Annotated in this window: 23 protein-coding genes; 11 read left to right on the forward strand and 12 right to left on the reverse strand. The window is 63.2% G+C overall.

Annotated features, from left to right (window positions below; all coding sequences use genetic code 11):
- Positions 1-132: 132 nt before the first annotated feature.
- Positions 133-1,077 (reverse strand): prohibitin family protein, encoded by a 945-nt coding sequence (locus GJW30_RS21595; RefSeq protein ID WP_096358419.1) that lies wholly within the window; start codon positions 1,075-1,077, stop codon positions 133-135.
- A 262-nt stretch (positions 1,078-1,339) separates the two neighbouring features.
- Between GJW30_RS21595 and GJW30_RS21600 the strand changes: the two genes are divergently transcribed.
- Positions 1,340-1,564, forward strand: a complete 225-nt coding sequence (locus GJW30_RS21600) for an antitoxin MazE family protein (RefSeq protein WP_096358420.1) — start codon at positions 1,340-1,342, stop codon at positions 1,562-1,564.
- Positions 1,561-1,908 carry a type II toxin-antitoxin system PemK/MazF family toxin gene (locus tag GJW30_RS21605; protein ID WP_096358421.1) on the forward strand — a complete coding sequence of 116 codons (348 nt, stop codon included), beginning with the start codon at positions 1,561-1,563 and terminating at the stop codon, positions 1,906-1,908. Before GJW30_RS21600 ends, GJW30_RS21605 begins: the two co-directional genes overlap by 4 nt.
- A gap of 1 nt (position 1,909) precedes the next feature.
- Here the strand turns inward: GJW30_RS21605 and grpE are convergent, their stop codons facing one another.
- The gene (gene grpE / locus GJW30_RS21610; RefSeq protein ID WP_096358422.1) at positions 1,910-2,524 is read right to left on the reverse strand and encodes a nucleotide exchange factor GrpE; all 615 of its coding nucleotides are present in this window, start codon (positions 2,522-2,524) and stop codon (positions 1,910-1,912) included.
- An 87-nt stretch (positions 2,525-2,611) separates the two neighbouring features.
- Positions 2,612-3,688, reverse strand: coding sequence for a heat-inducible transcriptional repressor HrcA (gene hrcA / locus GJW30_RS21615; RefSeq protein ID WP_172887605.1), 1,077 nt, complete (start codon positions 3,686-3,688; stop codon positions 2,612-2,614).
- A 277-nt stretch (positions 3,689-3,965) separates the two neighbouring features.
- Here hrcA and rph point away from each other — a divergent pair, with 277 nt between their 5' ends.
- The 3 genes from rph to hemW are packed head-to-tail and all read left to right on the forward strand — an operon-like array spanning position 3,966 to position 6,458.
- Positions 3,966-4,679 carry a ribonuclease PH gene (gene rph / locus GJW30_RS21620; protein ID WP_096358423.1) on the forward strand — a complete coding sequence of 238 codons (714 nt, stop codon included), beginning with the start codon at positions 3,966-3,968 and terminating at the stop codon, positions 4,677-4,679.
- A complete protein-coding gene (gene rdgB, locus GJW30_RS21625; RefSeq protein WP_096358424.1) occupies positions 4,676-5,314 on the forward strand; it encodes an RdgB/HAM1 family non-canonical purine NTP pyrophosphatase in 639 nt (212 codons plus the stop codon). Before rph ends, rdgB begins: the two co-directional genes overlap by 4 nt.
- A gap of 4 nt (positions 5,315-5,318) precedes the next feature.
- Entirely contained in the window at positions 5,319-6,458 is a 1,140-nt protein-coding gene (gene hemW, locus GJW30_RS21630; protein WP_096358425.1) for a radical SAM family heme chaperone HemW, read from the forward strand.
- Here the strand turns inward: hemW and GJW30_RS21635 are convergent.
- A complete protein-coding gene (locus GJW30_RS21635) occupies positions 6,455-7,666 on the reverse strand; it encodes a penicillin-binding protein activator (RefSeq protein WP_096358996.1) in 1,212 nt (403 codons plus the stop codon). The genes hemW and GJW30_RS21635 overlap by 4 nt on opposite strands.
- Positions 7,667-7,716: 50 nt before the next feature.
- Here GJW30_RS21635 and rsmI point away from each other — a divergent pair, with 50 nt between their 5' ends.
- Both rsmI and GJW30_RS21645 read left to right on the forward strand, forming a co-directional pair.
- Complete coding sequence (gene rsmI / locus GJW30_RS21640) at positions 7,717-8,637, forward strand: 16S rRNA (cytidine(1402)-2'-O)-methyltransferase (RefSeq protein WP_096358426.1); 921 nt, start codon at positions 7,717-7,719, stop codon at positions 8,635-8,637.
- 46 nt (positions 8,638-8,683) lie between these two features.
- Positions 8,684-9,151: a YraN family protein gene (locus GJW30_RS21645; RefSeq protein WP_096358997.1), complete on the forward strand. Its 468-nt coding sequence runs from the start codon at positions 8,684-8,686 to the stop codon at positions 9,149-9,151.
- Between the two features lie 241 nt (positions 9,152-9,392).
- Here GJW30_RS21645 and GJW30_RS21650 read toward each other — a convergent pair whose 3' ends face one another.
- Positions 9,393-11,495, reverse strand: coding sequence for a PQQ-dependent dehydrogenase, methanol/ethanol family (locus GJW30_RS21650; protein WP_096358427.1), 2,103 nt, complete (start codon positions 11,493-11,495; stop codon positions 9,393-9,395).
- Positions 11,496-11,780: 285 nt separating this feature from the next.
- Here GJW30_RS21650 and gshB point away from each other — a divergent pair, with 285 nt between their 5' ends.
- The gene (gene gshB, locus GJW30_RS21655) at positions 11,781-12,719 is read left to right on the forward strand and encodes a glutathione synthase (protein WP_096358428.1); all 939 of its coding nucleotides are present in this window, start codon (positions 11,781-11,783) and stop codon (positions 12,717-12,719) included.
- A 23-nt stretch (positions 12,720-12,742) separates the two neighbouring features.
- Here the strand turns inward: gshB and GJW30_RS21660 are convergent, their stop codons facing one another.
- Both GJW30_RS21660 and GJW30_RS21665 read right to left on the reverse strand, forming a co-directional pair.
- On the reverse strand, positions 12,743-14,254 hold the full coding sequence (locus GJW30_RS21660; protein WP_096358429.1) for a glycosyltransferase family protein: 1,512 nt from the start codon (positions 14,252-14,254) through the stop codon (positions 12,743-12,745).
- Between the two features lie 62 nt (positions 14,255-14,316).
- The gene (locus tag GJW30_RS21665; RefSeq protein ID WP_096358430.1) at positions 14,317-14,505 is read right to left on the reverse strand and encodes a hypothetical protein; all 189 of its coding nucleotides are present in this window, start codon (positions 14,503-14,505) and stop codon (positions 14,317-14,319) included.
- A 273-nt stretch (positions 14,506-14,778) separates the two neighbouring features.
- Between GJW30_RS21665 and GJW30_RS21670 the strand changes: the two genes are divergently transcribed.
- On the forward strand, positions 14,779-16,320 hold the full coding sequence (locus GJW30_RS21670) for a YifB family Mg chelatase-like AAA ATPase (protein WP_096358431.1): 1,542 nt from the start codon (positions 14,779-14,781) through the stop codon (positions 16,318-16,320).
- Between the two features lie 189 nt (positions 16,321-16,509).
- Entirely contained in the window at positions 16,510-17,424 is a 915-nt protein-coding gene (locus tag GJW30_RS21675; protein ID WP_096358432.1) for a pirin family protein, read from the forward strand.
- 299 nt (positions 17,425-17,723) lie between these two features.
- On the opposite strand, the gene GJW30_RS21680 is transcribed toward GJW30_RS21675, so the two are convergent.
- The 5 genes from GJW30_RS21680 to GJW30_RS21700 all read right to left on the reverse strand — a co-directional run bounded on the left by GJW30_RS21680 (position 17,724) and on the right by GJW30_RS21700 (position 21,333).
- Positions 17,724-18,554: an MBL fold metallo-hydrolase gene (locus GJW30_RS21680; RefSeq protein ID WP_096358433.1), complete on the reverse strand. Its 831-nt coding sequence runs from the start codon at positions 18,552-18,554 to the stop codon at positions 17,724-17,726.
- A 149-nt stretch (positions 18,555-18,703) separates the two neighbouring features.
- On the reverse strand, positions 18,704-19,690 hold the full coding sequence (locus tag GJW30_RS21685; RefSeq protein WP_096358434.1) for a hypothetical protein: 987 nt from the start codon (positions 19,688-19,690) through the stop codon (positions 18,704-18,706).
- Between the two features lie 159 nt (positions 19,691-19,849).
- On the reverse strand, positions 19,850-20,365 hold the full coding sequence (locus GJW30_RS21690; protein WP_096358435.1) for a DUF992 domain-containing protein: 516 nt from the start codon (positions 20,363-20,365) through the stop codon (positions 19,850-19,852).
- 90 nt (positions 20,366-20,455) lie between these two features.
- Positions 20,456-20,671 (reverse strand): hypothetical protein, encoded by a 216-nt coding sequence (locus GJW30_RS21695; RefSeq protein WP_130364627.1) that lies wholly within the window; start codon positions 20,669-20,671, stop codon positions 20,456-20,458.
- 137 nt (positions 20,672-20,808) lie between these two features.
- Positions 20,809-21,333 (reverse strand): invasion associated locus B family protein, encoded by a 525-nt coding sequence (locus tag GJW30_RS21700; RefSeq protein ID WP_096358437.1) that lies wholly within the window; start codon positions 21,331-21,333, stop codon positions 20,809-20,811.
- Positions 21,334-21,543: 210 nt separating this feature from the next.
- Here GJW30_RS21700 and GJW30_RS21705 point away from each other — a divergent pair, with 210 nt between their 5' ends.
- Entirely contained in the window at positions 21,544-22,518 is a 975-nt protein-coding gene (locus GJW30_RS21705; RefSeq protein WP_096358438.1) for an NADPH:quinone oxidoreductase family protein, read from the forward strand.
- Positions 22,519-22,580 lie beyond the last annotated feature (62 nt).

Raw genomic sequence — 22,580 nt, forward strand, 5'->3', positions numbered from 1 at the left:
CCATGTATCCCTGAGCTGATCGTTATCAACGGATACGTGGGTCCCGGCTTGCGCGTACGGCCGCAAAGCGGTCGTCGCTTGGCCGGGATGACGGCTGAAAAAACTAAGCCCCGCCCGATCGAGCGTCTTTCTCTATCGCGGCGCTGCCGCTGCAGGCCGCTGCTGCTGCGTCGGCGACGACGTGTCGCCTTGCGGCACGGGGATGAACGGCAAGGCTGAACCCGGCAGCATTGTCTGCGGCAGGACGCCGTTCCAGCGCTCGACCGCAACGAGGCTCGCGTAGCCCGGATTGTCGAGGAACGCTTTCGCCTTCGCGGCAATAGCGCCGGCTTCAGCGTTACCGCGTAGGCGGATCGCGTCGGCCTCGGCCTGTGCGCGCTCGCGCGTCTGCTGTGCCTGCGCTTGCGCCTGCACGATGCGCTTTTCGGCTTCGACCTTCTCGCGCTCGAGTTCGTTACGCGCCTGCCGCGTCTGTGCTTCCGCTTGCGCGGCAGCTTCGATCGCGCGGACGTAATTCGCCGAGAAATCGATATTTTCGAACTGCACGCTCTCGATGATGATGCCGTCCGGCATCGACGTCTTGATCGCCTCCTCGATCTGCTGACCGAGCCGCACGCGATCCGTCACCACCTGCTGCGCCTGATACTGCCCAAACACCTTCTTCAAGCGGTCCGGCACGATCGGATCGATCGTCCGCTCCGGATATTCGGTGCCGTAGGTCGAGTAAATCTCGTCGATCTTGTCGAACGGCACGCGGTAGTTGACCGAAAGACGGATCGAAGCCTCCTGCACGTCGCGCGAATACGACAGCACCTTGTCGTAGATGCGTTTCTCGGTGCGCGTCGACATCCGCGTCACACGATCGATCACCGGCAGTTTGAAATTGAGGCCCGGCGGCGCGATCTTCGTCACTTTGCCGAAGCGGAGAACCACGCCCGCTTCGCCCTGCTCCACCGTGAAGAACGGAGCCGCCGAAAAGACGAAGAATAGCGCGAGAGCGACGAGACCGAGAAACACCCAAGTCCCCCAGCCGAGCACACGCATCCCGCTCGATTGGCCAGCCTGCGGCATCGACATGATTTCTCTCCGTTCCTCACGTTGCTTTTCACGGTCGCGGTTGCGCGGCGCCAACGTCGTTGTCCTTGGTTTCTTTTTACGCCCGACAGACAAAACACCCTGGCGGCGCGCCGTGAGACGAACCGATTCCAGGGTGACAGCGGAGGTATCATGGCAAAGGCCGTATAGCCAAGCTATGGCGGCTTAGCTGCAAGCGGCGGAATGGCGCAGGACTATCCAAAAGCTAAATTATGAGTTACATGTAACCTAAACTGGTGGAACGATGGCCCCGAGATCGCAAGCGAAGTCGACCCGCGTGAAAGTGCAGGAGCATCGCCAGCGCCTGCGCAACCAAGGCTTGCGACCGATCCAAATCTGGGTGCCGGATGTCCATGCCCCGGCATTTCGCTCAGAAGCGCATCGCCAGTCGCGTGCGGTCGCACGCAGTGCCGGGGAAGCGGACGATCAAGCCTTCGTCGACGCAATCTCCGAATGGACCGACGAATGAAACGTGGGGAAGTTTGGACGGCCTCTGGCGGGCCGGACTACGCGGGAAAACCGCGCCCCATCGTTATCATCCAAGACGATAGCTTCGACGCGACGAGTTCGATCACGATCTGTCCGCTGACAACGAACACAACCAACGCGCCGATCTTCCGACTTCTGATCGAGCCGAGCGAACAGAACGGCTTGCGTATCGCAAGCCGGCTAATGGTCGACAAGATAACGACGGTCCCTAAATCGAAAGTCGGTTCACGGCTCGGACGGCTCGACGACGAAGACGTGCTGCGCATCAATCGCGCAGCACTCGTGTTCCTCGGCCTCGCTTCGTCGAAGCGGTCGACGCAATAGCTCAGCCCTGCCCGCGCGTATTCACTGCTTCGTCGTCGTTCGAGGCCGCCGTCGGAGCCACTTTCGGACCGCCCTTCGACACGCCAACCAAGGCAGGACGCAGCACGCGATCGCCGATGACGAAGCCTTCCTGCACAACCTGCGCGACCATTCCGGCCGGCACACTCGGATCCGGCATTTCGAACATCGCTTGGTGGAAGTTCGGGTCGAACTTCTGGCCCTTCGGATCGATCTTTTTCACGCCGTGCTTCTCAAGCGACTTCACGAGTTCGCGGTCGGTGAGCTCGACGCCCTCGATCAGCGCCTTCAGCCCGCTCTCCGCACTGGCGCGCAGTTCCGCCGGCACGGCATCGAGCGCGCGGCGCATGTTGTCGGAAATGCCGACCATGTCGCGTGCAAAACCCGTGATTCCGTACGTGCGGGCATCCGCGACCTCACGCTCGGTGCGGCGGCGCAGGTTTTCCATTTCGGCGAGCGCACGCATCCAGCGATCGCGCATGTCGTCGCGCTCTTTGATGGCTTGCTCGAGCGGATCGATTTCGGGCGCGGCCTCCGGGGCTGCTGCCTCAATGTTCGGGTCCGTCGGCTCAGGCGCTTTGGCGCCGTTGTCGGTCATGTCGTCTATCCATCGTGGTGGAAGCTGTTTCAGCCCCGGATATCAGGGCTGGAGCGGCAAAAATCAAGTTCCGGTGAGCAGTTTTGCCTAACCGCCGATCACACGGCTCACCAACCGGGAGGTATAATCGACCATCGGGATGATGCGCGCATAATTGAGCCGTGTCGGCCCAATCACCCCGATGACCCCGACAATACGTCCCGAATTGTCGCGATATGGCGCGACAATCGTCGACGAGCCGGACAGCGAGAACAGCTTATTCTCCGAACCGATAAAAATGCGCACGCCCTCGGCTTGCTCGGCCCGGCCGAGCAAATCGGTCACGCCGCGCTTGGTTTCGAGGTCATCGAACAACAGGCGGACGCGTTCGAGGTCTTCCAGCGCTTTGAGATCGTCGAGCAGATTCGCATGCCCGCGCACGATCAAACGCCGCTCGTCATGCGCGCCGCCGGACCAGCTCGCGAGCCCTTCGGAGATCACCTTCTGGGTCAGCTGATCGAGCTCGGCGCGGCTCTTCTCCAGCGCGCGATCGAGTTCGGCGCGCGCTTCGCTGATCGTGCGGCCCCGAATGCTCGCGTTGAGAAAATTCGTTGCTTCGATGAGCGAGGACGTCGGTAGCCCCGCCGGAATCGCAACGATTCGGTTTTCGACTTGCCCGTCCTCGGCAACCAGCACGACCAGCGCACGCTCGGGTTCGAGCCGCACGAACTCGATATGCTTGAGCCGTGCATTCGCTTTCGCGGTGAGCACCACGCCGGCGGCGCGTGTGAGGCCCGACAGCATCCCGGTCGCTTCGTGCAATACGGATTCAAGCGTGCGGCCGCTGCCGGCGACGCGCTCCTCCATCGAGCGGCGATCGGCTTCACCCACATTGCCGACTTCCATCAGCGCATCGACGAAGAAGCGTAAGCCTACCTCGGTCGGCAAACGTCCTGCCGATGTATGCGGCGCATAGATCAGGCCGAGCGCTTCGAGGTCCGACATCACGTTGCGGACCGAAGCGGGCGACAACGGCGTCGCGATCAGTCGCGAAAGATTGCGCGATCCCACCGGCTCGCCGGTCGCGAGATAGCTCTCGACAACTTGGCGAAAAATGTCGCGCGAGCGCTCGGAGAGCTGCGCGAGCCCGATGTCCTGCATGCCGATGGGTCTGTCTTGCGCCAACTTGTTCTCCCGGAAGGTAGACAATGTCTATCAGCGCAGAGAATTCAAGTGTTTGCCGTTTTCTCGGAGTCATCCCGGAAGCCGCCGCGCGCGATGCGGCTATCCGGGACCCACGTATCCCTGCAATCGCTGGGGAACGTGGATCCCGGCTCTCGCGCGGCTCGCCACGCGAGCAAGGCGCTCGGCCGGGATGACAGCCTGCGGTTGGGGAAAGGTTTGCCTTTCCGCCCCCATGCTCTAAACAGCCGCACGAATTGCTTTATCTGGAGTAGTGCCGATGCGGCCGAGCCGCCGAGAACCCGACGAAATGCGCCCCGTTACGCTCGACCGAGGCGTCGTCAAATACGCCGAAGGCTCGTGTTTCGTGAAGTTCGGCGACACCCACGTGCTCTGCACGGCGACGCTCGAAGAGCGCCTGCCGCCGTGGCTGAAGGGCCAGGGCCGCGGTTGGGTCACCGCCGAATACGGCATGCTCCCCCGCGCAACGCACGAACGCACGCGCCGCGAGGCGTCCTCCGGCAAGCAGGGCGGGCGCACGCTGGAGATCCAGCGCCTCATTGGACGGTCGCTGCGCACCATCGTCGACCTCCCGGCACTCGGTGAACGCCAGATCACGGTCGACTGCGATGTGATCCAGGCTGACGGCGGAACCCGCACGGCGTCGATCACCGGCGCGTGGGTCGCGCTCTCCGATTGCCTCGCCTGGATGCGCCAGCGCGAGATGATCAAGACCAATCCGCTGCGCGATCAGGTCGCCGCGATCTCATGCGGCATCTACAACGGCACGCCGGTGCTCGATCTCGATTACGCGGAAGACTCCGCCGCACAGACGGACGCGAATTTCGTGATGACCGGCACGGGCGGCATCGTGGAAATTCAAGGCACCGCCGAACAGAAGCCGTTCAGCGAAGAGGAGTTGATGCAGCTTCTCGCGCTCGCTCGCAAAGGCATCACGCGCCTCGTCGACTTGCAGAAGACGGCGGTCGGATGACGCATCGCCAGATCACCGGACGTCTGCTGATCGCAACGCATAACGCGGGGAAACTCGTCGAGATGCGCGATCTGCTGTCGCCGTACGGGATCGAGGCAGTGTCGGCCGGCGAGATGAACCTGCCGGAGCCGGACGAAACCGGCGTCACGTTCATGGAGAACGCGCGCATCAAGGCGCATGCGGGCGCTGCCGTCAGCGGACTGCCGGCCTTCGCGGACGACTCCGGGCTGAGCGTCGATGCGCTCGGCGGCGCGCCCGGTATCTATTCGGCGCGCTGGGCGGGTCCGTCGAAGGACTTCAAAACCGCGATGCAGAAGGTGGAAGACGCGCTGCAGGCGAAAGACGCGACCACGGCGGAGAAACGCGGCTGCCGTTTCGTTGCCGCACTCTGCATCGCCTGGCCGGACGGACATACGGAAGAGTTCGAGGCCCACTGCCCCGGCACGTACATCTGGCCGCCGCGCGGCGACAAAGGCTTCGGTTACGACCCTGCCTTTCTTCCCGAAGGCCACACAAAAACCTTCGGCGAACTGACGCGCGAGGAAAAACACGGCCTCCCGCCGCTCGGCCCCGGCCTCTCGCATCGCGCCCGCGCCTTCGTCCAACTCGCGGCCGCGTGTTTGAAGAAACCCTGAGCGGATGGCGTTCGGCGTCTACATCCACTGGCCGTTCTGTCTCTCGAAGTGCCCCTACTGCGACTTCAACAGCCACGTGCGTCACGTGGGCGTCGACGAAGCGCGTTTCGTCAGCGCGTTCGCGCGCGAGATCGCGGCGACGGCCGCACGCACCGGCCCCCGCACGGTGACGTCGATCTTCTTCGGTGGCGGGACGCCGTCGCTGATGAAGCCCGAAACCGTCGGCGCAATTCTCGACGCGATCGGCGCAGCCTGGACCGTTGCGCCCGACGTTGAAGTCTCGCTCGAAGCCAACCCGACATCGGTCGAAGCGACGCGCTTCCGCGGCTATCGCGCCGCAGGCGTCAATCGCGTCTCGCTCGGCGTGCAGGCGCTCGACGATGCGGCGCTCAAAGGCCTCGGCCGCATGCACACGGCACGCGAAGCGCTCGATGCGGTCGCGGTCGCGCGCGGCATCTTCGATCGCTATTCGTTCGATCTCATCTACGCGCGGCCCGGACAAACTATCGCGGCCTGGCGCGAAGAACTCGCGCAAGCGATCAGCGAAGCCGCCGAACATCTCTCGCTTTATCAACTGACCATCGAGGAAGGCACACCCTTCGCGGCGCTCCACGCCGCCGGCAAACTGACGATCCCCGAACCCGACGAAGCGCGCGCCTTCTACGATGCGACGCAGGAGCAATGCGGCGCGCTCGGCCTGCCCGCTTACGAAATCTCCAATCACGCCCGCGAAGGCGCTGCCTGCCGTCACAATCTCGTCTACTGGCGCACCGACGAATATGCCGGCATCGGCCCCGGCGCGCACGGACGTCTCAACCTCGCAGGCATCCGCCACGCGACCGCCACCGAACGTCACCCGGAAACGTGGCTCGAACGCGTCGAGCGCAACGGCACCGGCCTCATTCTCGATGAGGTTCTCGACGGCACGCAGCGCGCCGACGAATATCTGCTGATGGGACTGCGTCTTACCGAAGGGATCGACCCCGCGCGCTATGCTTCGCTCGGCGGCAAATCGATCGACACGCAACGTCTATCGAATTTGCGCGACGGTGCACTCGTCCAAGAAACGCAGACAGGCCGCCTCCGCGTTACCCGCGACGGCTTTCCGCTGCTGAATGCGATCGTCGCCGAGTTGGCGTCTTAAGTCCCAGACCCAAACGTCTTCGGCGCCGGAGCGGTGACCATCGGGCCGGTCGGCGTGACGCGCATGACGGCGAGGCCGCGTTCGTTGAGACCATCAGCGCGGAAGCGGAAGACACCGTCGACGCCCGTGAAGCCTGACGTATTCGTCAGCGAGCCATCGGAGAACTTTGCCGCGCCTTGCGTCTTCACCAGCGCGGCGACGAGCGACACGGCATCATACGACAGCGATGCGGCGCGCAGCGGATCGCTGTTGTATTTTGCGCGGTAGCGGCTCGTGAGACCGCGGAAGCCGGAGCGGTCCGGCGACGCGAACCAGCCGCCCTGCAACGTCGCTTCTTGCGAGATGCGCTGATCGTCCCACAGCCCGGTGCCGACGAACTGCACGCGCTTGCCGTTGATGCCGGCGCCCGCAAGCGCTTGACCGGCGCGCACGACAAACTCGGCATCGCCCGGTAGGAACAAAACGTCAGCGTGGCCGACGCCGAGCGCGACACGCTTGGCGACCTCGCCCAAATCGCCGTCGCCCGGCGCGCGTTCCGACACGACGATCTGCCCGCCGACGCGCGCGACGGCGGTGCGGAACGCCGCATCGACGACATTGCCGTAAGCCGTCTGCGGGATCAGCGCCGCGTATGATTTCTTCCCGCGAGACGCCGCGAAATCGACGACACGATCGACGTCCGTCTCCGGCAGGAAGCTCAAGAGATAAATGCCGCGCGCCGCGACCGACGAGTCCGTCGAAAAGCCGATCACCGGCACGTTGCGCTGCCGCGCCACCTGCCCCACCGCCTGCACGGACTGCGCGAACAACGGCCCGAGAATAATCTCCGCGCCTTCCGACAAAGCCGCTTCGGCCGCCGCACGTGCGCCCTGCGCATTGCCGCCGTCGTCCTTGACGATGAGCTGCACATTGGCGACGCCGAATTCCTCGAGCGACAATTCGGCCGCGTTGCGCATCGCCTGCGCGGCCTGTCCGGCGTTGCCGCCGGTGCCGAGCGGCAGGATCAATGCGGCCTTCACGGTGCCGCCGCCGATGGTCGTGTTCTGGCTCGGCGGCGCGGCCGCCTGCTGCGGGGCCTGCGGCGTCTGCTGGAGGCCGAGGTCGAGACCCGCGCAGCCCGCAACTAGTGCGAGTGCTGCCGTCGACGTAAGCGCCCTCAGCGCGGCCCGGCGCCCCGTCGGCGGTGCAGAATTGAAGTCAGAAATCATATCGCCATGCATTTCTGGCAATGCGGCCGTCTCGGGGATAGTTTGCCGCCATGCGCCAAACGTCCTCCGGGGAATCGGCCCCATCCCGCCGCAGTTTTATCCTTGCCGGCCATCAACATGAAGCGCCGCCGGTTGCGCCCGGATTATACGTCGTCGCGACCCCGATCGGAAATCTGCGCGATATCACGCTGCGTGCGCTCGAAACTTTGGCCGGGGTTGATCAAATCGCCTGCGAAGACACGCGGGTCACACTGAAACTGCTTGATCACTACGGTATCAAGAAACCGCTCATCCAATATCACGAGCACAACGCTGTCGCGATTCGCCCACAGATTCTTGCGGCGCTCACCGGCGGCACGCGCATCGCGCTTGTCTCGGACGCCGGCACGCCGCTGATCTCCGACCCAGGCTTCAAATTGGTACGCGAGGTACGCGAGGCTGGCCTGTCAGTCATCGCCATTCCGGGCGCTTCGTCGGTCCTTGCCGCGCTAGCAAGCGCCGGATTGCCGACCGATCGGTTTTTCTTCGAAGGCTTCCTCTCCGCCAAGCAGAATTCTCGGCGCAACCGCATCGGCGAACTCGCGCGCATCCCGGCAAGCCTCGTCTTCTTCGAAACCGGGCCGCGCCTCGCCGCTGCGCTGGGCGACCTCGCCGAAGGTCTGCCGGGCCGCGAAGCCGCGGTCTGCCGCGAACTCACCAAGCTGCACGAAGAGGTTCGGCGCGGATCGCTGACCGATCTCGCGGCACACTACGCAGACGCAGCGGACCCGCGTGGCGAAATAGTCGTCGTCGTCGGCCCGCCGATCGAGACCGGACCACCAAGCGAAGACGAACTAGACGCCATGCTGCGCGATGCGCTCACGCGCGGCTCCGTGAAGGATGCCGTTGCCGAAGTCGCCAGTATCTCCGGTCTCGGCCGTAAGGAAGTCTATCGCCGCGCACTCGAACTCAGCGAGGGCCGCGATGGCTGACGAGAAGCGCAAGCCCAAGTCAAAGCCAAAACAAGTCACGCGCACGATGATCCAGCCCGGCGCGATCAAAGCGCAGGCGGAGAAAGAGCGTCTCGCCGCGAAAGCCGCGACCGAAAAGCCGTCGCGTGCGAAGAAGGAAAAGCCGGAGCCGAAGCCCGAGAAGCAAGCTGCATTTCGTCTTGGTCTTTCGGCCGAAAGCCGCGCCGCGTCGTTGCTGCTTGCGAAGGGTTACCGCATTGCGTTTCGCCGCTGGCGCACGCCACACGGCGAAGTCGACGTCGTCGTCCGCCGCGGCAAGACGCTCGTCTTCGTCGAAGTCAAAGCGCGCGAGACGCGCGATGACGCGGCCTTCTCGGTGACGCCGAAGCAGAAGAAGCGCATCATCGGCGGCGCCGAGTTTTGGTTGATGAAGAATCCGCACGATGCGAATTGCTTCATCCGCTTCGACGTCGTGCTGGTGACGCCGTCCGGCCCACCGCAGCACATCGAAAACGCTTTCGACGCGAGCAGTTGAATTAGTCCCTCGCGCAGTCGGCCAGCGTGAAAGCGCGGCCCTGCTCGGCGCATGCGCCTCTAGCGTCCCCTCTCCCGCTTGCGGGGGAGGGACAGGGAGGGGGCGCCTAAGTCAAGCCCAATACCCTTATTTGCATTGCGCTACGGAGGCACATTGAAAAACCCCCTCCCCAACCCTCCCCCGCAAGCGGGAGAGGGAGCGCGCCGAATTTGCGGCGCGTCTGGAGACCCTTCTTCGCCTGCTACTTCGGCCGCACCGCGTCCGCCGTGCCCTGAATGAACGCGACGATTTGCGTCACTTGAGCTTCCGTCAGCTTGCCCTTGAACGTCGGCATGCCGCCTTCGACGAACGCACCGTTGAGCAGCAACTCCGGAGAATTCTTCAACACCTCGGCTTTGGTGAAACCGAGATTCGGAATGTTGCCGCCGTTGTTGACGCCCGGCACGCCGTGGCAGAACAGACAGTTCGACACGTAGAGCCCGAGACCCGGCGCAACATCCTCCGGCTTATACGCAACGCCCTTCACAAGTTCGGCAGGCGCACGCTGCACCAGCGGCGGCATCGTGCCCTTGCCGTCGAGCTTGAACGTGTAGACGCGCCCCGGCCCGGCCGTTTCGGTCGCGCGCTGCATCTGTCCGTAGACGCCGCCCCATCCGACCGCGACCGACACATATTGCTCGCCGTCGAGCTCCCACGTGCTCGGTGCGGCGACGACACCGGAGCCGACCGGCGTCTGCCAGAGCGGCTCGCCGGTCTTCGCGTTGTAGGCAATGAAACGCCCGTCGGCGGTGCCTTGGAAGACCAAGTTTCCGGCTGTCGTCAGCGTGCCGCCGTTCCACGGCGAGACATAATTTGCGCGCCAGACTTCCTTCTTCGCCACCGGATCCCACGCCGAGAGATGGCCGTAAGGCTTCATCGTCGGGTCGACCGTGTTGAACAGGAAGCCGAGATTCCAACCGAGGTTGGACATCGCGCTGCCGGGCCGATGCTCGTTGTATTGCCACTGCTGCACGGGCTGCTGCACCAGCGGAATGCCTTGCGCCGGCAGATAGACGAGGCCGGTGTCGGGATTAAACGACATCGGGTGCCAGTTGTGCGCACCGTAAGCGCTCGGGATCGTCTCCCACGGCTTGTCCTTCGCGCGCGCGCCTGGATTTTCGATCGGCCGGCCCTTCTCGTCATACTCTTTCGCCCACGTCGTCTCGACGAACGGCGTTGCCGAGATGAACTGGCAATTGGTGCGATCGATGACGTAGAAGAAACCGTTCTTCGGCGCGTGCAGCCACACTTTGCGCGGCTGCCCGTTGATCGTGAGGTCGGCGAGCAGAACGTGCTGCGTCGACGTGTAATCCCAGTTGTCGCCCGGCGTCTGCTGATGATGGCAGACGTATTCGCCGGTCTCCGGCTTCAACGCGACGACGGAGCCGAGATAGAGATTGTCGCCGCCGGCCGGCGAGCGCAGATCGCGATTCCACGGGCTGCCGTTTCCGGTGCCGACATACATGATGTCGAGCTCCGGATCGTAAGCCATCGAATCCCACATCGTGCCGCCACCACCGGCGAGCCACCACTTGCCGGCCGGATCCCACGTCTTCGCGGCCGCTTCCATGCTCTTGTCTTCGAACGGCTTCGACGGATCGCCCGGGACCGAATACCAACGCCACTTCTGCTTGCCGTCTGCCACGTTGTAGGCCGTGATGTAACCGCGCACGCCGAACTCGGCGCCGCCGTTTCCGATCAGCACCGCATTCTTGTAAACGCGCGGCGCCCCCGTGATCGTGTAGGACATCGCACGATTTTCGATCGTGTCGACCTTCCACAGCATCTTGCCGGTTGCCGCATCGATCGCATGCAGGAAGCCGTCGTACGCGCCGACGTAAACCTTGCCTTCATGCACCGCGACGCCGCGGTTCACGACATCGCAACATCCCTTGTAGCCGTAATCCTTCGGCACTTGCGGATCGTAGCGCCACAGCTCCTTGCCGGTGCGCGCGTCGAGCGCGTGCACGACACTCCACGACGCCGTGACATACATCACGCCGTTAATGACGATCGGCGTCGCCTCGACGCCGCGCCGCGACTCCAGCGACGTTGACCACGAGAGACCGAGCTTGCCGACATTCTCCGCGTTGATGCTCTTGAGTTTGCTGTGGCGCGTTTCCTGGAAGTCGAGCCCGTAGCTCGGCCAGTTCTTCGTCGCCTCGCGATTCTGGATGATGGACTGTTCGTTGGTCGAGGCCGTCGCGGCCTTCATTTGCTCGGGGGTCAAACCCTGAGCACGCAGATCAGAGATACAGAAAACCGCAACGGCGGCGAGAGCCGCCGCCCACAATCGCTTCCTCATTGTTTCCTCCCTAGCGTTTCGCTGGGTACGCGCCGAATTATGCGGATCGGCGTCGGGAGAAGTGTAAGGCGGCGGCGTTTTCTGTCCCATGCTTTCTTTGCAGACCGCCATGCGACAGAAAGCTTCGCGTGCAAACGATGCTGCGCCGCAGGCATAAAGTATCGAAACGGTTACTCTGCGTTCGGCTGGCCAGGTGACCCGACTTGCGCCGCACCGCACCGCCGCCTAAATCCTTGACCGCACCGCTCAAAACGAGCGGCGCACACCCTGCCCCGAGGACTTCCCATGCCGCTCCGCGTAGCCGTCCAGATGGACCCGATCGAACGCATCAAGATTGCGGGCGACTCGACTTTCGCGCTTCTCCTCGAAGCGCAGGCACGCGGACATCAACTCTCGTATTACACGACCGACCGCCTCGCGATGGTCGACGGCGAGATTTTCGTCTCGTCGCGGCCGCTCACCGTGAAGGATCAAGAAGGCGATCACTTCAAGCTGGGCGAAGAGACGCGTCACAAAGCGTCCGACTTCGACATCATCCTGATGCGCCAAGACCCGCCGTTCGATCTCAACTACATCACGGCGACTCACTTCCTCGAGCGCATTCACCCGAAGACCTTCGTCGTCAACAATCCGGCCGAAGTGCGCAATGCACCCGAGAAGGTTCTCGTCACGCTATTCCCGGACCTGATGCCGGCGACGCTCGTCACCCGCGATCTCGCCGAGATCAAACGCTTCCGCGCCGAGCACAAAGATATCGTGATGAAGCCGCTCTACGGCCACGGCGGCGGCGCGGTGTTCCGCATCACCCACGACGATCTCAACTTCGGTTCGCTCTACGATATGTTCGCGACGACATTCCGCGAGCCCTGGGTGGTTCAGAAATTTCTGCCGAACGTGAAGCACGGCGACAAGCGCATCATCCTGGTCGACGGCGTTTTCGCCGGCGCTGTCAATCGCGTGCCGGCAGCCGACGATCTACGCTCCAACATGGTGCGCGGCGGCGCCGCCGAAACGACGCAGCTCTCGAAGCGCGAACAGGAAATCTGCGAACGCATCGGCCCGGCGCTGCGCGAGCGCGGTCTGCTCTTCGTCGGCATCGATGTTATCGATGGCTCGTTGACGGAGATCAACGTGACGTCGCCGACCGGAATCCGCGCGATCAAGCGTCTCGGCGGCCCGGATGTCGCCGTGACGATCTGGGATGCGATCGAGAAGAAGCGCTAGCTTTTAGCTCGCGAGCGAGCGGTTCATTCCGTCGTCTTTATCAAATGTTGATTGAGTTCGAGCGCAGGATTGGGCGTGCAAGTTCCTGCTCGCTTAAGAATGCACGCGTTTGACGCTTCTCCTTGATCCGAATCAAAACAACGCTGCAGCGTATAGTCTTTCGGCATCTGCGAGACCGCATAACGTCGCGTCAGGATAACGTTATACGCCGGCGTTGTGTCTGCCACCTGCGACGAGATCGGGATGAAGTAGAGCGGCACCGCGCGGTGCATATAGGCTTGTCCGCCAAATTCGGTCCAATGATGCAAATGGACTAAAAGCCCGCACAGCTCCGGAACCTTCGCGATTTCAAATTGTGCGTCGAAAGGAGCGCGATCGGTTCGCGGTTCGCGGAAACTTGGCGAGACGAATAACGACGCGGATGTGACGAGCCAGATCAGACACGCAAGCCGTGTCGCCGCGAAGGCGTCGAACGGCAACATATTCTTGCGCAGCGCGGCACGCAGAAGGTCGGCCGAACTCAACGCGGCAACGATCGCAAGACACACCGTTGCGGGGAAAACGAACCGGTACTCTTTGTGCGGGATCAGCGAATGCGTAACGATGATCGCGAGCGCAACAGCGATCCACAACATCGATGCTCGCCATCTGAGCATACACAGCACGAGGAGAATGGCGCCGACACCGGTCCAGATCACGCCGAGGATGATCGATAGATACGCACTGAACGGCGAGGTGCCGTACTGAGACGCACGTCCCTCGATCACATTCGCGACGATGCTTCGCCAGTAAGAAGCGAAGGGCGATCCCCACCAATACCAATCGGCCAAACCGAAGATCGCAATCGGTAGGCAGCCGCCGACCGCCAGCCAAGGCCAAGAACGCAAATCGGTGCGCGCAATGATGATGGCGCCTACCAGCAGGGCAGGCGCGAGCTGAATCCGCAGCATGACGCAAAAGCCAAAGCACGCGCCGATCGCTACCAGCCGTTGAATGCTAAACGCTTGGGTCGGTGTCGCGAGGGCAAGACCGACAACCAGGAACGTCGTCGCGATCGCTTCGGTGAGGGGACGCCCTGCAAAGTAGACGATCTCGAACCATGTCGCGGCAACGAAGCCTGCGATGACGCCATGCATGATGCTTTCACGCAGTCCCATCCGATACACGGCGGCGACCGCGACTAACGAGAGTCCTGCCAAAAACGTGCGTGCGACGACGAGGTAGCCGATCGGCCCACCGACCCACGGCTCGACGATGGCGAATAGTCCCGACAAAAGTCCTGGCAGGACTGGCGAGCGGATGCCGGTCCGGAACTCCCACGGCAAAACGCCTGAACCGAAAGCCCAGCGATGGGCTTGTTCGAAGGATTGATAGACCTCGTCAGGGAAATGCGGCCCGGGAAGATACAAGAATGAAACGATGCGCAGGGCCAGCGCAAAAACCAGCAACGCGGCGAGCACCAGATTCTGTTGTCGCGTGGATAAGTCGAGATCGTCGGGCGTGGCCCGGTCGACGGAAGCAATCACAGAACTCACCGTAGCGTTTCGTCAGATCGGCGAAACGCTACAGCGATGCAGTAAAAATTCTCTTCGGGTACCTAGCTCGCGAGCTTGAGCACCGGCGAGGTCCACAACGGACGCCCATGGACTTGCACCTGCTGGCGATAAGCCGCGCGGTGAATGTCTTCGATGAGCTCTTCGATGTCCGCGCTCGCCGCATCGACGCCAAGCCGCGCCAGACGCGCTTTCTCGAGTTCGGCCGCCGCAACCCCTTTCAAGTCGATCATGACGCTCTCCCGTTGAGCCTGTCATGGCGATGAAGCCCGCGGCCCAATCCTCAAACTTTATCGAAGTCGAAGGTTCCCGCGGAGTCAATCGAGACGCGTGAACAACGTGAGAGCATCGTAAAGCGAGTCGTTTTGTTCTGCAAATGTTCTTGTGCGTTTTCGCGGCCTGAGTTACGCTGTTTCCATTAGCGCGTGACGCGGCGGAGCCGATCAACGCGACCAACGATATTTCGAGCGCTCGGTTTTCGCCGGCGCATGCGCGTGGGGGCAATTATGGTCCAGCGGGTCGCGACCGTCGCTTTTCAAGGCATCGACGCGCGTTCGGTCGACGTTCAAGTGCAAGTCGCGCCCGGCATGCCGGCGTTCAACGTCGTCGGTCTTGCCGACAAAGCCGTCAGTGAAGCGCGCGAACGGGTTCGCTCGGCGCTGGTCGCGTCCGGCCTCGCGTTGCCGGCGCGCCGCATCACCGTCAACCTCGCACCGGCCGATTTGCCGAAGGAAGGCAGCCATTACGATCTGCCTATCGCCCTCGGTTTGATGGCCGCCATCGGCGCGATCCCGCATGATGCGCTCGACGGCTTCACGGTGCTTGGCGAACTCGGCCTCGATGGCTCGCTCGCCGCCGTCGCGGGGGTTTTACCGGCCGCGATAGCGGCGAATGCGCGCGACCATGGGTTGATCTGCCCGTCAGCCTGCGGCGCCGAAGCCGCCTGGGCGAGCCCCGAGATGGAGATCATCGCGGCAAGCTCGCTGATCCAGCTCGCCAATCACTTCCAGGGCACGCAAGTGTTATCTCGACCGCTGCCGCGCATCGCCGAACAGAGCAACGCCGGAATGCTCGACCTCGCCGACATCAAGGGCCAGGAAAACGCCAAGCGCGCGCTCGAAGTCGCCGCCGCCGGCGGCCACAACATGCTGATGGTCGGCCCGCCAGGCTCGGGCAAATCGATGCTCGCCGCGCGATTGCCATCGATCCTGCCGAAATTGACACCAGCCGAGTTGCTCGAAGTCTCGATGATCCAGTCTGTCGCCGGCGCGCTGACGAGCGGCGGGCTGACCAATAGCCGCCCGTTTCGCGCGCCGCACCATTCGGCCAGCATGGCGGCGCTCACCGGCGGCGGCCTGCGCGCCCGGCCCGGCGAGATATCCCTCGCGCACAACGGCGTGCTCTTTCTCGACGAGTTGCCCGAGTTCCAGCCGCAGGTGCTCGACGCGATGCGCCAGCCGCTCGAAAGCGGCAACGTCGCGATTGCACGCGCCAACCACCGCATCACTTATCCGGCCCGCTTCATGCTGATCGCCGCGATGAATCCTTGCCGCTGCGGCCGCGCCTACGATCCGGGCTTTGCCTGCAAGCGCAGCGTCAACACGCGCTGCACCGCCGAGTATCAGGGCCGTCTGTCCGGCCCGCTGCTCGACCGCATCGATCTTCATGTCGAAGTCCCGGCCGTCACCGCTGCCGCTTTAATCCTGCCGGCGCCCGCCGAGGGTAGCCGCGAAGTCGCGATGCGTGTCGCGCAGGCGCGCGCGATGCAAGCAGAGCGCTACGCTGCACTCGGCCAGCCGCAGGTTCGCGTCAACGCGCAGGCTTCGGGTCCACTGCTTGAGGAGATCGCACGCGCCGACGCAAGCGCGATGAAACTCCTGCACGAAGCCGCCGATGCGATGCGGCTCACCGCGCGCGGCTATCATCGCGTTCTGCGTGTCGCGCGGACGCTGGCGGATCTCGATGAGGCGGCTGACCTCAGCCGTCTGCATCTTGCCGAAGCGCTCTCGTATCGCGCACTTGCCGACGAAGTGCGCCGCGCAGCGTGAGGGGAGCGAATGTCGCAGGCTTTTACGAAGCACACGTCTTTACGGAGCACGTCTTCACGAAGCACGTCTTCACGAAGCCGCGAGTTGGCTTGCACTTGAATGCTCGCGACCGCACTCTCCGGTCACACCTTGTCACCGGCGCGTGACGCGACGCCGCCACAGCGGCGGCGCCAGAACCGAGGAGATAAAATGAGCTGGCAACCGGCCGAGAAGCCCGAAACAGACACCCCGAGCTGCCCGGCACTCGAAACCGTCATCATTCCGCGCGCCCATGATATCGGCGGCCTCGAAGTGCGGCGTGCGCTTCCGTCCGCCAAACGTCAGATGATTGGCCCTTTCATCTTCTGGGATCAGATGGGCCCGGCCGAGTTCATCACCGGCAAAGGCATCGACGTTCGCCCCCACCCGCATATCGGCCTCGCCACCGTGACCTATCTGTTCGAGGGCGAGATCATGCATCGTGACAGCCTCGGCACCGAGATTCCGATCCGTCCCGGCGCCATCAACCTGATGACGGCCGGCAGCGGCATTACGCATTCTGAACGCACCTCGGCAGATGTGCGTGCCAGCGGCGGCCCGCTGTTCGGCATCCAGTCATGGCTGGCGCTACCAAAATCGCACGAGGAAAATGCGCCCGCTTTCGTCCATCACAGCCGCGACGAACTGCCGACGCTGGAAGATGAAGGCAAGAAAGTCCGCCTCATCTCGGGCGAACTCTACGGCATGAAATCCCCGGTCAAAACAGCGACCGACACCATCTATGCCGACGTCGTGCTTGACGCCGGCACGGCGCTTCCTTTCCCGGCGACTTACGACGAGCGCGCGATCTACACACTCACAGGTGATATCGAAATTGCGGGCGATACATTTGGTCCCGGTCAGCTGCTCGTTTTCCGCGCCGGTGACGAAATCACCGTGAAGGCGAAGTCGGCTGCTCGTCTGCTGCTGTTCGGCGGCGAGCCGATGGATGGCCCGCGCCACATCTGGTGGAACTTCGTCTCGTCGTCGCGCGAGCGGATCGAGGACGCAAAGCAGCAGTGGAAGAGCGGCGCTTTCCCGCGTGTGCCGGGCGAGACCGAATTCATCCCGCTGCCGGAGCGGTAACGATGATCACGTGATGCGTTTTGGGATCTCGGAGAGATCGCCCGAAGCGATGCGATAGATCGCTGGTCATCCCGGCCGCGCGCTAATTGCGGCACGCCATGTGCGCCGCAAGGTGCGTAAGTGCCGGGATCCATACTCCCTGCCGTCTCGATACCATTGTGCTTATGGATCCCGGGCTCGCGTGGCTCGCGCAGCGCGCTTTTGCGCGCCGCGAGCTACACGCGCCCCGGGATGACCAGCGCTTTACTGACAGGCAAAAAACTTGGCTGAGGTGTTGCCATCAAGTGAGGATCTGAGCATCACCGGCCCGGCAGCACGATCACTTTCGGCTTAGCAGGCATCGTCGCCTTCGAGATGACGACGGACGGAATGTCGAGCGTCTCGATGTCGAAATGCTCGCCGACGCGTTCGAGGAAACGGTTCAGCGTATATTGGCTGAAGTAATGCATCGGGATGACGATCTGCGCCTTCATGGCGCGGACGACGTCCACCATGCCGTCGAGATCGAGCGTGTAGGAGCCATCGACCGGCACCATAACGACATCGATGCGGCCGATCTCGTTGAGCTGCGTCTGCGTCAGCGTGTGATGCAGATGGCCGAGATGCGCGATGCACATATTCGCCATCTCGTAGATAAAGATCGAATTGCCGTGCCGCTCGGTGCCACCGCCGTAGTTGCGGATGTTGGTCGGCACGTTGCGCACGCGCGTGTCTTTCAGGTGCACATCGTGACGCGCCGGGCTGTCGCCCTCGCCCCAGCCGCGCAGCACATGCTTGATCGCCGGGTCGGGATTGTCCGTGTAGTGCGTCGAGTGCGCGCGGTTCATCGTCGCGATATCAGGCGTGATGCTGGGCCGCACATAGTCGTTGTAGTCGGTTGCGATGCGGACGAGCCCGGGGCTCTCGATTAGAAACGTCGAATGCCCAACATAGGTGAAGCGCACTTCGTCGCGCTTGAGCGCCGCGAGCGTGAAGCCGGGCCGCGACGAGATGAGCCCCGGACAATTCTCCATCATCTCGGGCTTCGGCGCCGGCGCCTGCGCGAAAAGACTGGCGGCGAAAGTTTGGCTCGGCATGGCCACGAAGGCCAAACACAACACAGCCGCGACCACAGACAGGAGTTTGCGCATGCGCCCTCGCTCTTACCGGCGAGCGAGAGCTTAGAGCATTTTGAAGTGAAGTGGACACCGGTTCACGTCAAGAAAATGCGATCACCGAAAACCTGCATTTTCCGTGTGACGCAGATCGCATCGGCGCGATCGCGCTGCGCCGGAAAGTCTCAGCTCTGCGGCGGCGGTGCTCCGGCAGCGCGGCGGCGACGGCGATCTTCGGCCGCAGCGACATGACGCTGCTGAAGTTCCGCCAGTGCCGCGCGTATCTGCTCGCCTGTTTCGCCGCGGACGCAGCGCGCCATCGCATGCGCCGTGTAGATGACGACGCCATGCCGATTGTCGTCAACCGCCTGCACCCAATACTGCTCGACGCGGCCACCGGCGCGGTTGAGCTGGTCCGCGAAGGTCGACTGATACTGCCAGCGCACTGTCCGGTCCTGCGGGTCCGTGATCACGATGACACGCAGGCCGCGCCTCTGCGCGATACGTCCGACGAGCTGAACCGGGTCGAAATACTGCAGCAAAGGATGTTTCTCGGGTCGTCCGCCGCTGTCGAGCCGCGCCAGCAGGCCGGCACCCGGCACCGCGCAGCCGATGTCATCGCGCAAATACAGCAAGCCCCCGACCAGCGATCCGCCGCCCGACTGCCCCATCAGATGGAAGCCGGCATAGCCGTGCTTACGCTTGATCGCGTCGAGCGCCATGTTGACGACGTAGAGCTCGAGCCACGTTTTGCGATGACCGTGAAAGCCGGAGGAACCCTCGACGCCGGGGCGTCCGAGATAAATCGCCGGGCCTTGCGCGAGCTTGGAGAAATTGTCGGCCATACGCTGCAACACTTCGGTGTTGATGTCCTGGCTCGGGTCGGTCTTTTCGAACGTGCCGTCGCGGAACGCGAAGCGGCCCATGCGGTCGCCCTGCAGGAACACGACGGGCTGTTGCCCTTCGCCGCCCGTGGTCGAGAGATAGTAGCGGACGCAATAACCCTTATCGCCGACGACAACCCACACGGCGTAAGGCATCGCGGCACATTGCTGCGGCGGGATGTACATGCCGCGCGCCATCTGCGCGGCCGGAATGATCTCGGCGCGCGCCGGCAGGATCGCCGCGACCACCGCGGCGACAGCTGCGACAAAGCCAAGACGAAACGACATTCCCCATGCTCCCGAGTGCTTCTCGGAAGTTTGTCGCGGGGCGAGCGTTCGAGGTTCAAGGCGCGGCGGCGCAAAGAAAAAGCGCGGCCCCAAGGACCGCGCTTTAAACTTTAGCCTCGGTTCAGAGGCGCTAGCCTCCCGAGACTCGCTGCCGATCGCTTAGCGATGGCGGCGGTGGTGACGGTGCTTGCGGTGCTTGCGGACCGGGCGCACTTCTTCCAAACGCAGTTCGCCGAAGCCGCCGGCAACGTTCAGGCCGAGCTGGCCCTGAACCGAGAGCGGCTGCAGGCTGACGGTGCGGTTGGAACCGCCGACCAGCACGTTGGCGCCGACGCCACCGATGACGGTCGCTTCGCCGGTCGCACCGACGTAGGTGCCGGTCAGAGCGCCACGGCGCGGGTTGCTGGTGCTCATCTGGACCTGCCAGGCGATCTCCGAACCCTGCGTGACGCCGATATCGACACCGAACTTGCTGAGCGTGCCGACATAGTGTTCAGCCGGGCCGGCGAGCGGACGGAATTCGCAATCGACGGCCTTGCGCGAACCGACGACGTAACCGGCGCCACCGGCAACCGAGCAAAGCAGCGTGCCGGCGCGGCCGTATTGAGCCGATGCGGGAGCCGATGCGAGGCCGACGAGCGCGGCAGCAACTGCAGCGGCGAGAACTTTCTTCATGGAAAACTCCTGAGATTCCAAAATCAGCGGTAACTCCGGACGGACCGTGCTCGTGGTATGAGAGGGAAAATACCGCTGGATTCAGGTTCCTCAGCCCGCGGATTCTTCGACGCTAACTTGTGAGACACTTAAAAGCCCGGAGAGTGCGTCGACGATAAAGTCCTTAACTTTGGCAACATCTTGGCCTTTTGCGGCAAAAGCGCGCACTCGGATACTATCGTCCCCTTCAATAATGTCATACCGCTCGATTAGGCTCGATTTCACGAACTCGTCGAGCCGAGCATTGATTTCGTCTATGGCTGCCATGGTCCCCCGCCACCTAATGTCGGCCACCGGCATAGCACGCCGCCAGGGCATGCCGGAAGCATCCCGCTACTTTTAGACGGCCACCAATATGTGGCCAAACCGAAGTATTTTCAACGGATTAGGCTAGTTCCGCCGCATCAGCGACACTCCTGCCCGACCCGGTCGAGCGCCTGGCCAAGGCCGCGCAGCGAGAACTTGTCGGTCGTCTGCGTCCCGCGCGCCGATTGGCCTTTCAGGGTGAGGTCCGAGCCTTTGCGCATCGCGTCGATCATCTGGGTCTCTTCGCCGTTGCTGCGCGCCCAGGCATTGTCGCCCTGCGTCTGCAGCGAGAACTTGGCGGTCCCGATCTCCAAAACGGTCTCGCTGTTCCGCCCAAACGGGTAGCCGATGATGATGTTGATCTCGTTGCGCACATTCTCGGCCGGCCGCGTCGCCAGATAGAAATACACCGGATCGCGCGGCCGGTTCGGCGGCACTGTTTGAGACGAGGACGGCTGCGCCATCGCGAAGCAGACCTTGTTGCCGTTGGCGACGCCCGCATAAGCGCCCCAATCGCCGAACTGTTGCACCAGGCTCGGTTTGACGTCGCTCTGCGCACCCGCGAGCGAAGACGAGACCGCAAGCGCGGCACCAACCGCCGCGATCAAGCGCAAAGACAACATGGAAGGGCCCCTCTTGATTGTGTCGACTCGCCCCGCGACAGCAACGTGACCGCTATATAACGAAATTGGCGGCGTGAAGGCATACGGGTTGGTCGCGGAATACGCGTTCGCGATGCGAAAGTTCGCGCAGCGAACCGTGCCCCCTTCGCCCCGCCGCGCGATGCGGCTACAAGAGAAACGTCCTTTCCTTCTCACTAGGTTCGATCATCGATGAAAGCCGTTCTCTGCGAAGAATTCTGCACGCCCGAGCAACTGAAAATCGCCGATATCGCGGACCCTGTCGCCGAAGTCGGACAGGTCGTGGTCGGCATCAAAGCCGTCGGCCTCAACTTCTTCGACATCCTGCAGATTGCCGGCAAATATCAGATCAAACCACCCTTCCCGTTCTCGCCCGGCGCAGAGATTGCCGGCGTTGTCGAGAGCGTCGGCGAAGGCGTGACGTCGCTCAAGAAGGGCGACCGGGTGATGGGTTCGGTCGGTCACAACGGCGCGCGCGAACGCCTCGCTGTCTCGGCCGACCAGGTCTACAAAATTCCCGATGCGCTCGAATTCGATCGCGCCGCCGCGCTGATCATCACTTACGGCACGACCTATTACGCGCTGAAGGATCGCGCGCGTCTGCAGCCGGGTGAAAGCCTCGCGGTGCTCGGCGCAGCCGGCGGCGTCGGCCTCGCCGCGGTCGAGCTCGGCAAGCTGATGGGCGCGCGCGTGATCGCCTGCGCGTCGTCGGATGAGAAGCTGGCTTTCATCAAAAAACATGGCGCCGACGCCACGATCAATTACTCGACCGGCAACCTGCGCGACGCGCTGCGCGAAGCGACGGGCGGCAAGGGCGTCGACTGCGTTTACGATCCGGTCGGCGGCGCTTACACGGAAGCCGCCGTGCGCGCACTCGACTGGGAGGGCCGCCTCCTCGTCATCGGTTTTGCCGCCGGCGAGATTCCGAAGCTCCCGCTCAACCTGACGCTGCTGAAGAACTGCGACATCCGCGGCGTCTTCTGGGGCGCTTGGACGCGGCGCGATCCGAAGGGTTTCGCGGCCAGCATGCAGCAGCTCATTCAATGGGCGGCCGAGAAGAAGATTTCGGCTCACGTCCACGCAAGCTACAAGCTCGACGATATCGTTAAGGCCTTGGACGACATCGCAAACCGCAAGGTCATGGGTAAGGCAGTCCTGACAATCTAATTCCCCTAGGTCGCTTAGAAACGAAGCCGTCATCCCGGCCAAGCGAAGGCAACGCGCGGAGC

Source organism: Variibacter gotjawalensis (assembly GCF_002355335.1).
GTDB lineage: Bacteria > Pseudomonadota > Alphaproteobacteria > Rhizobiales > Xanthobacteraceae > Variibacter > Variibacter gotjawalensis.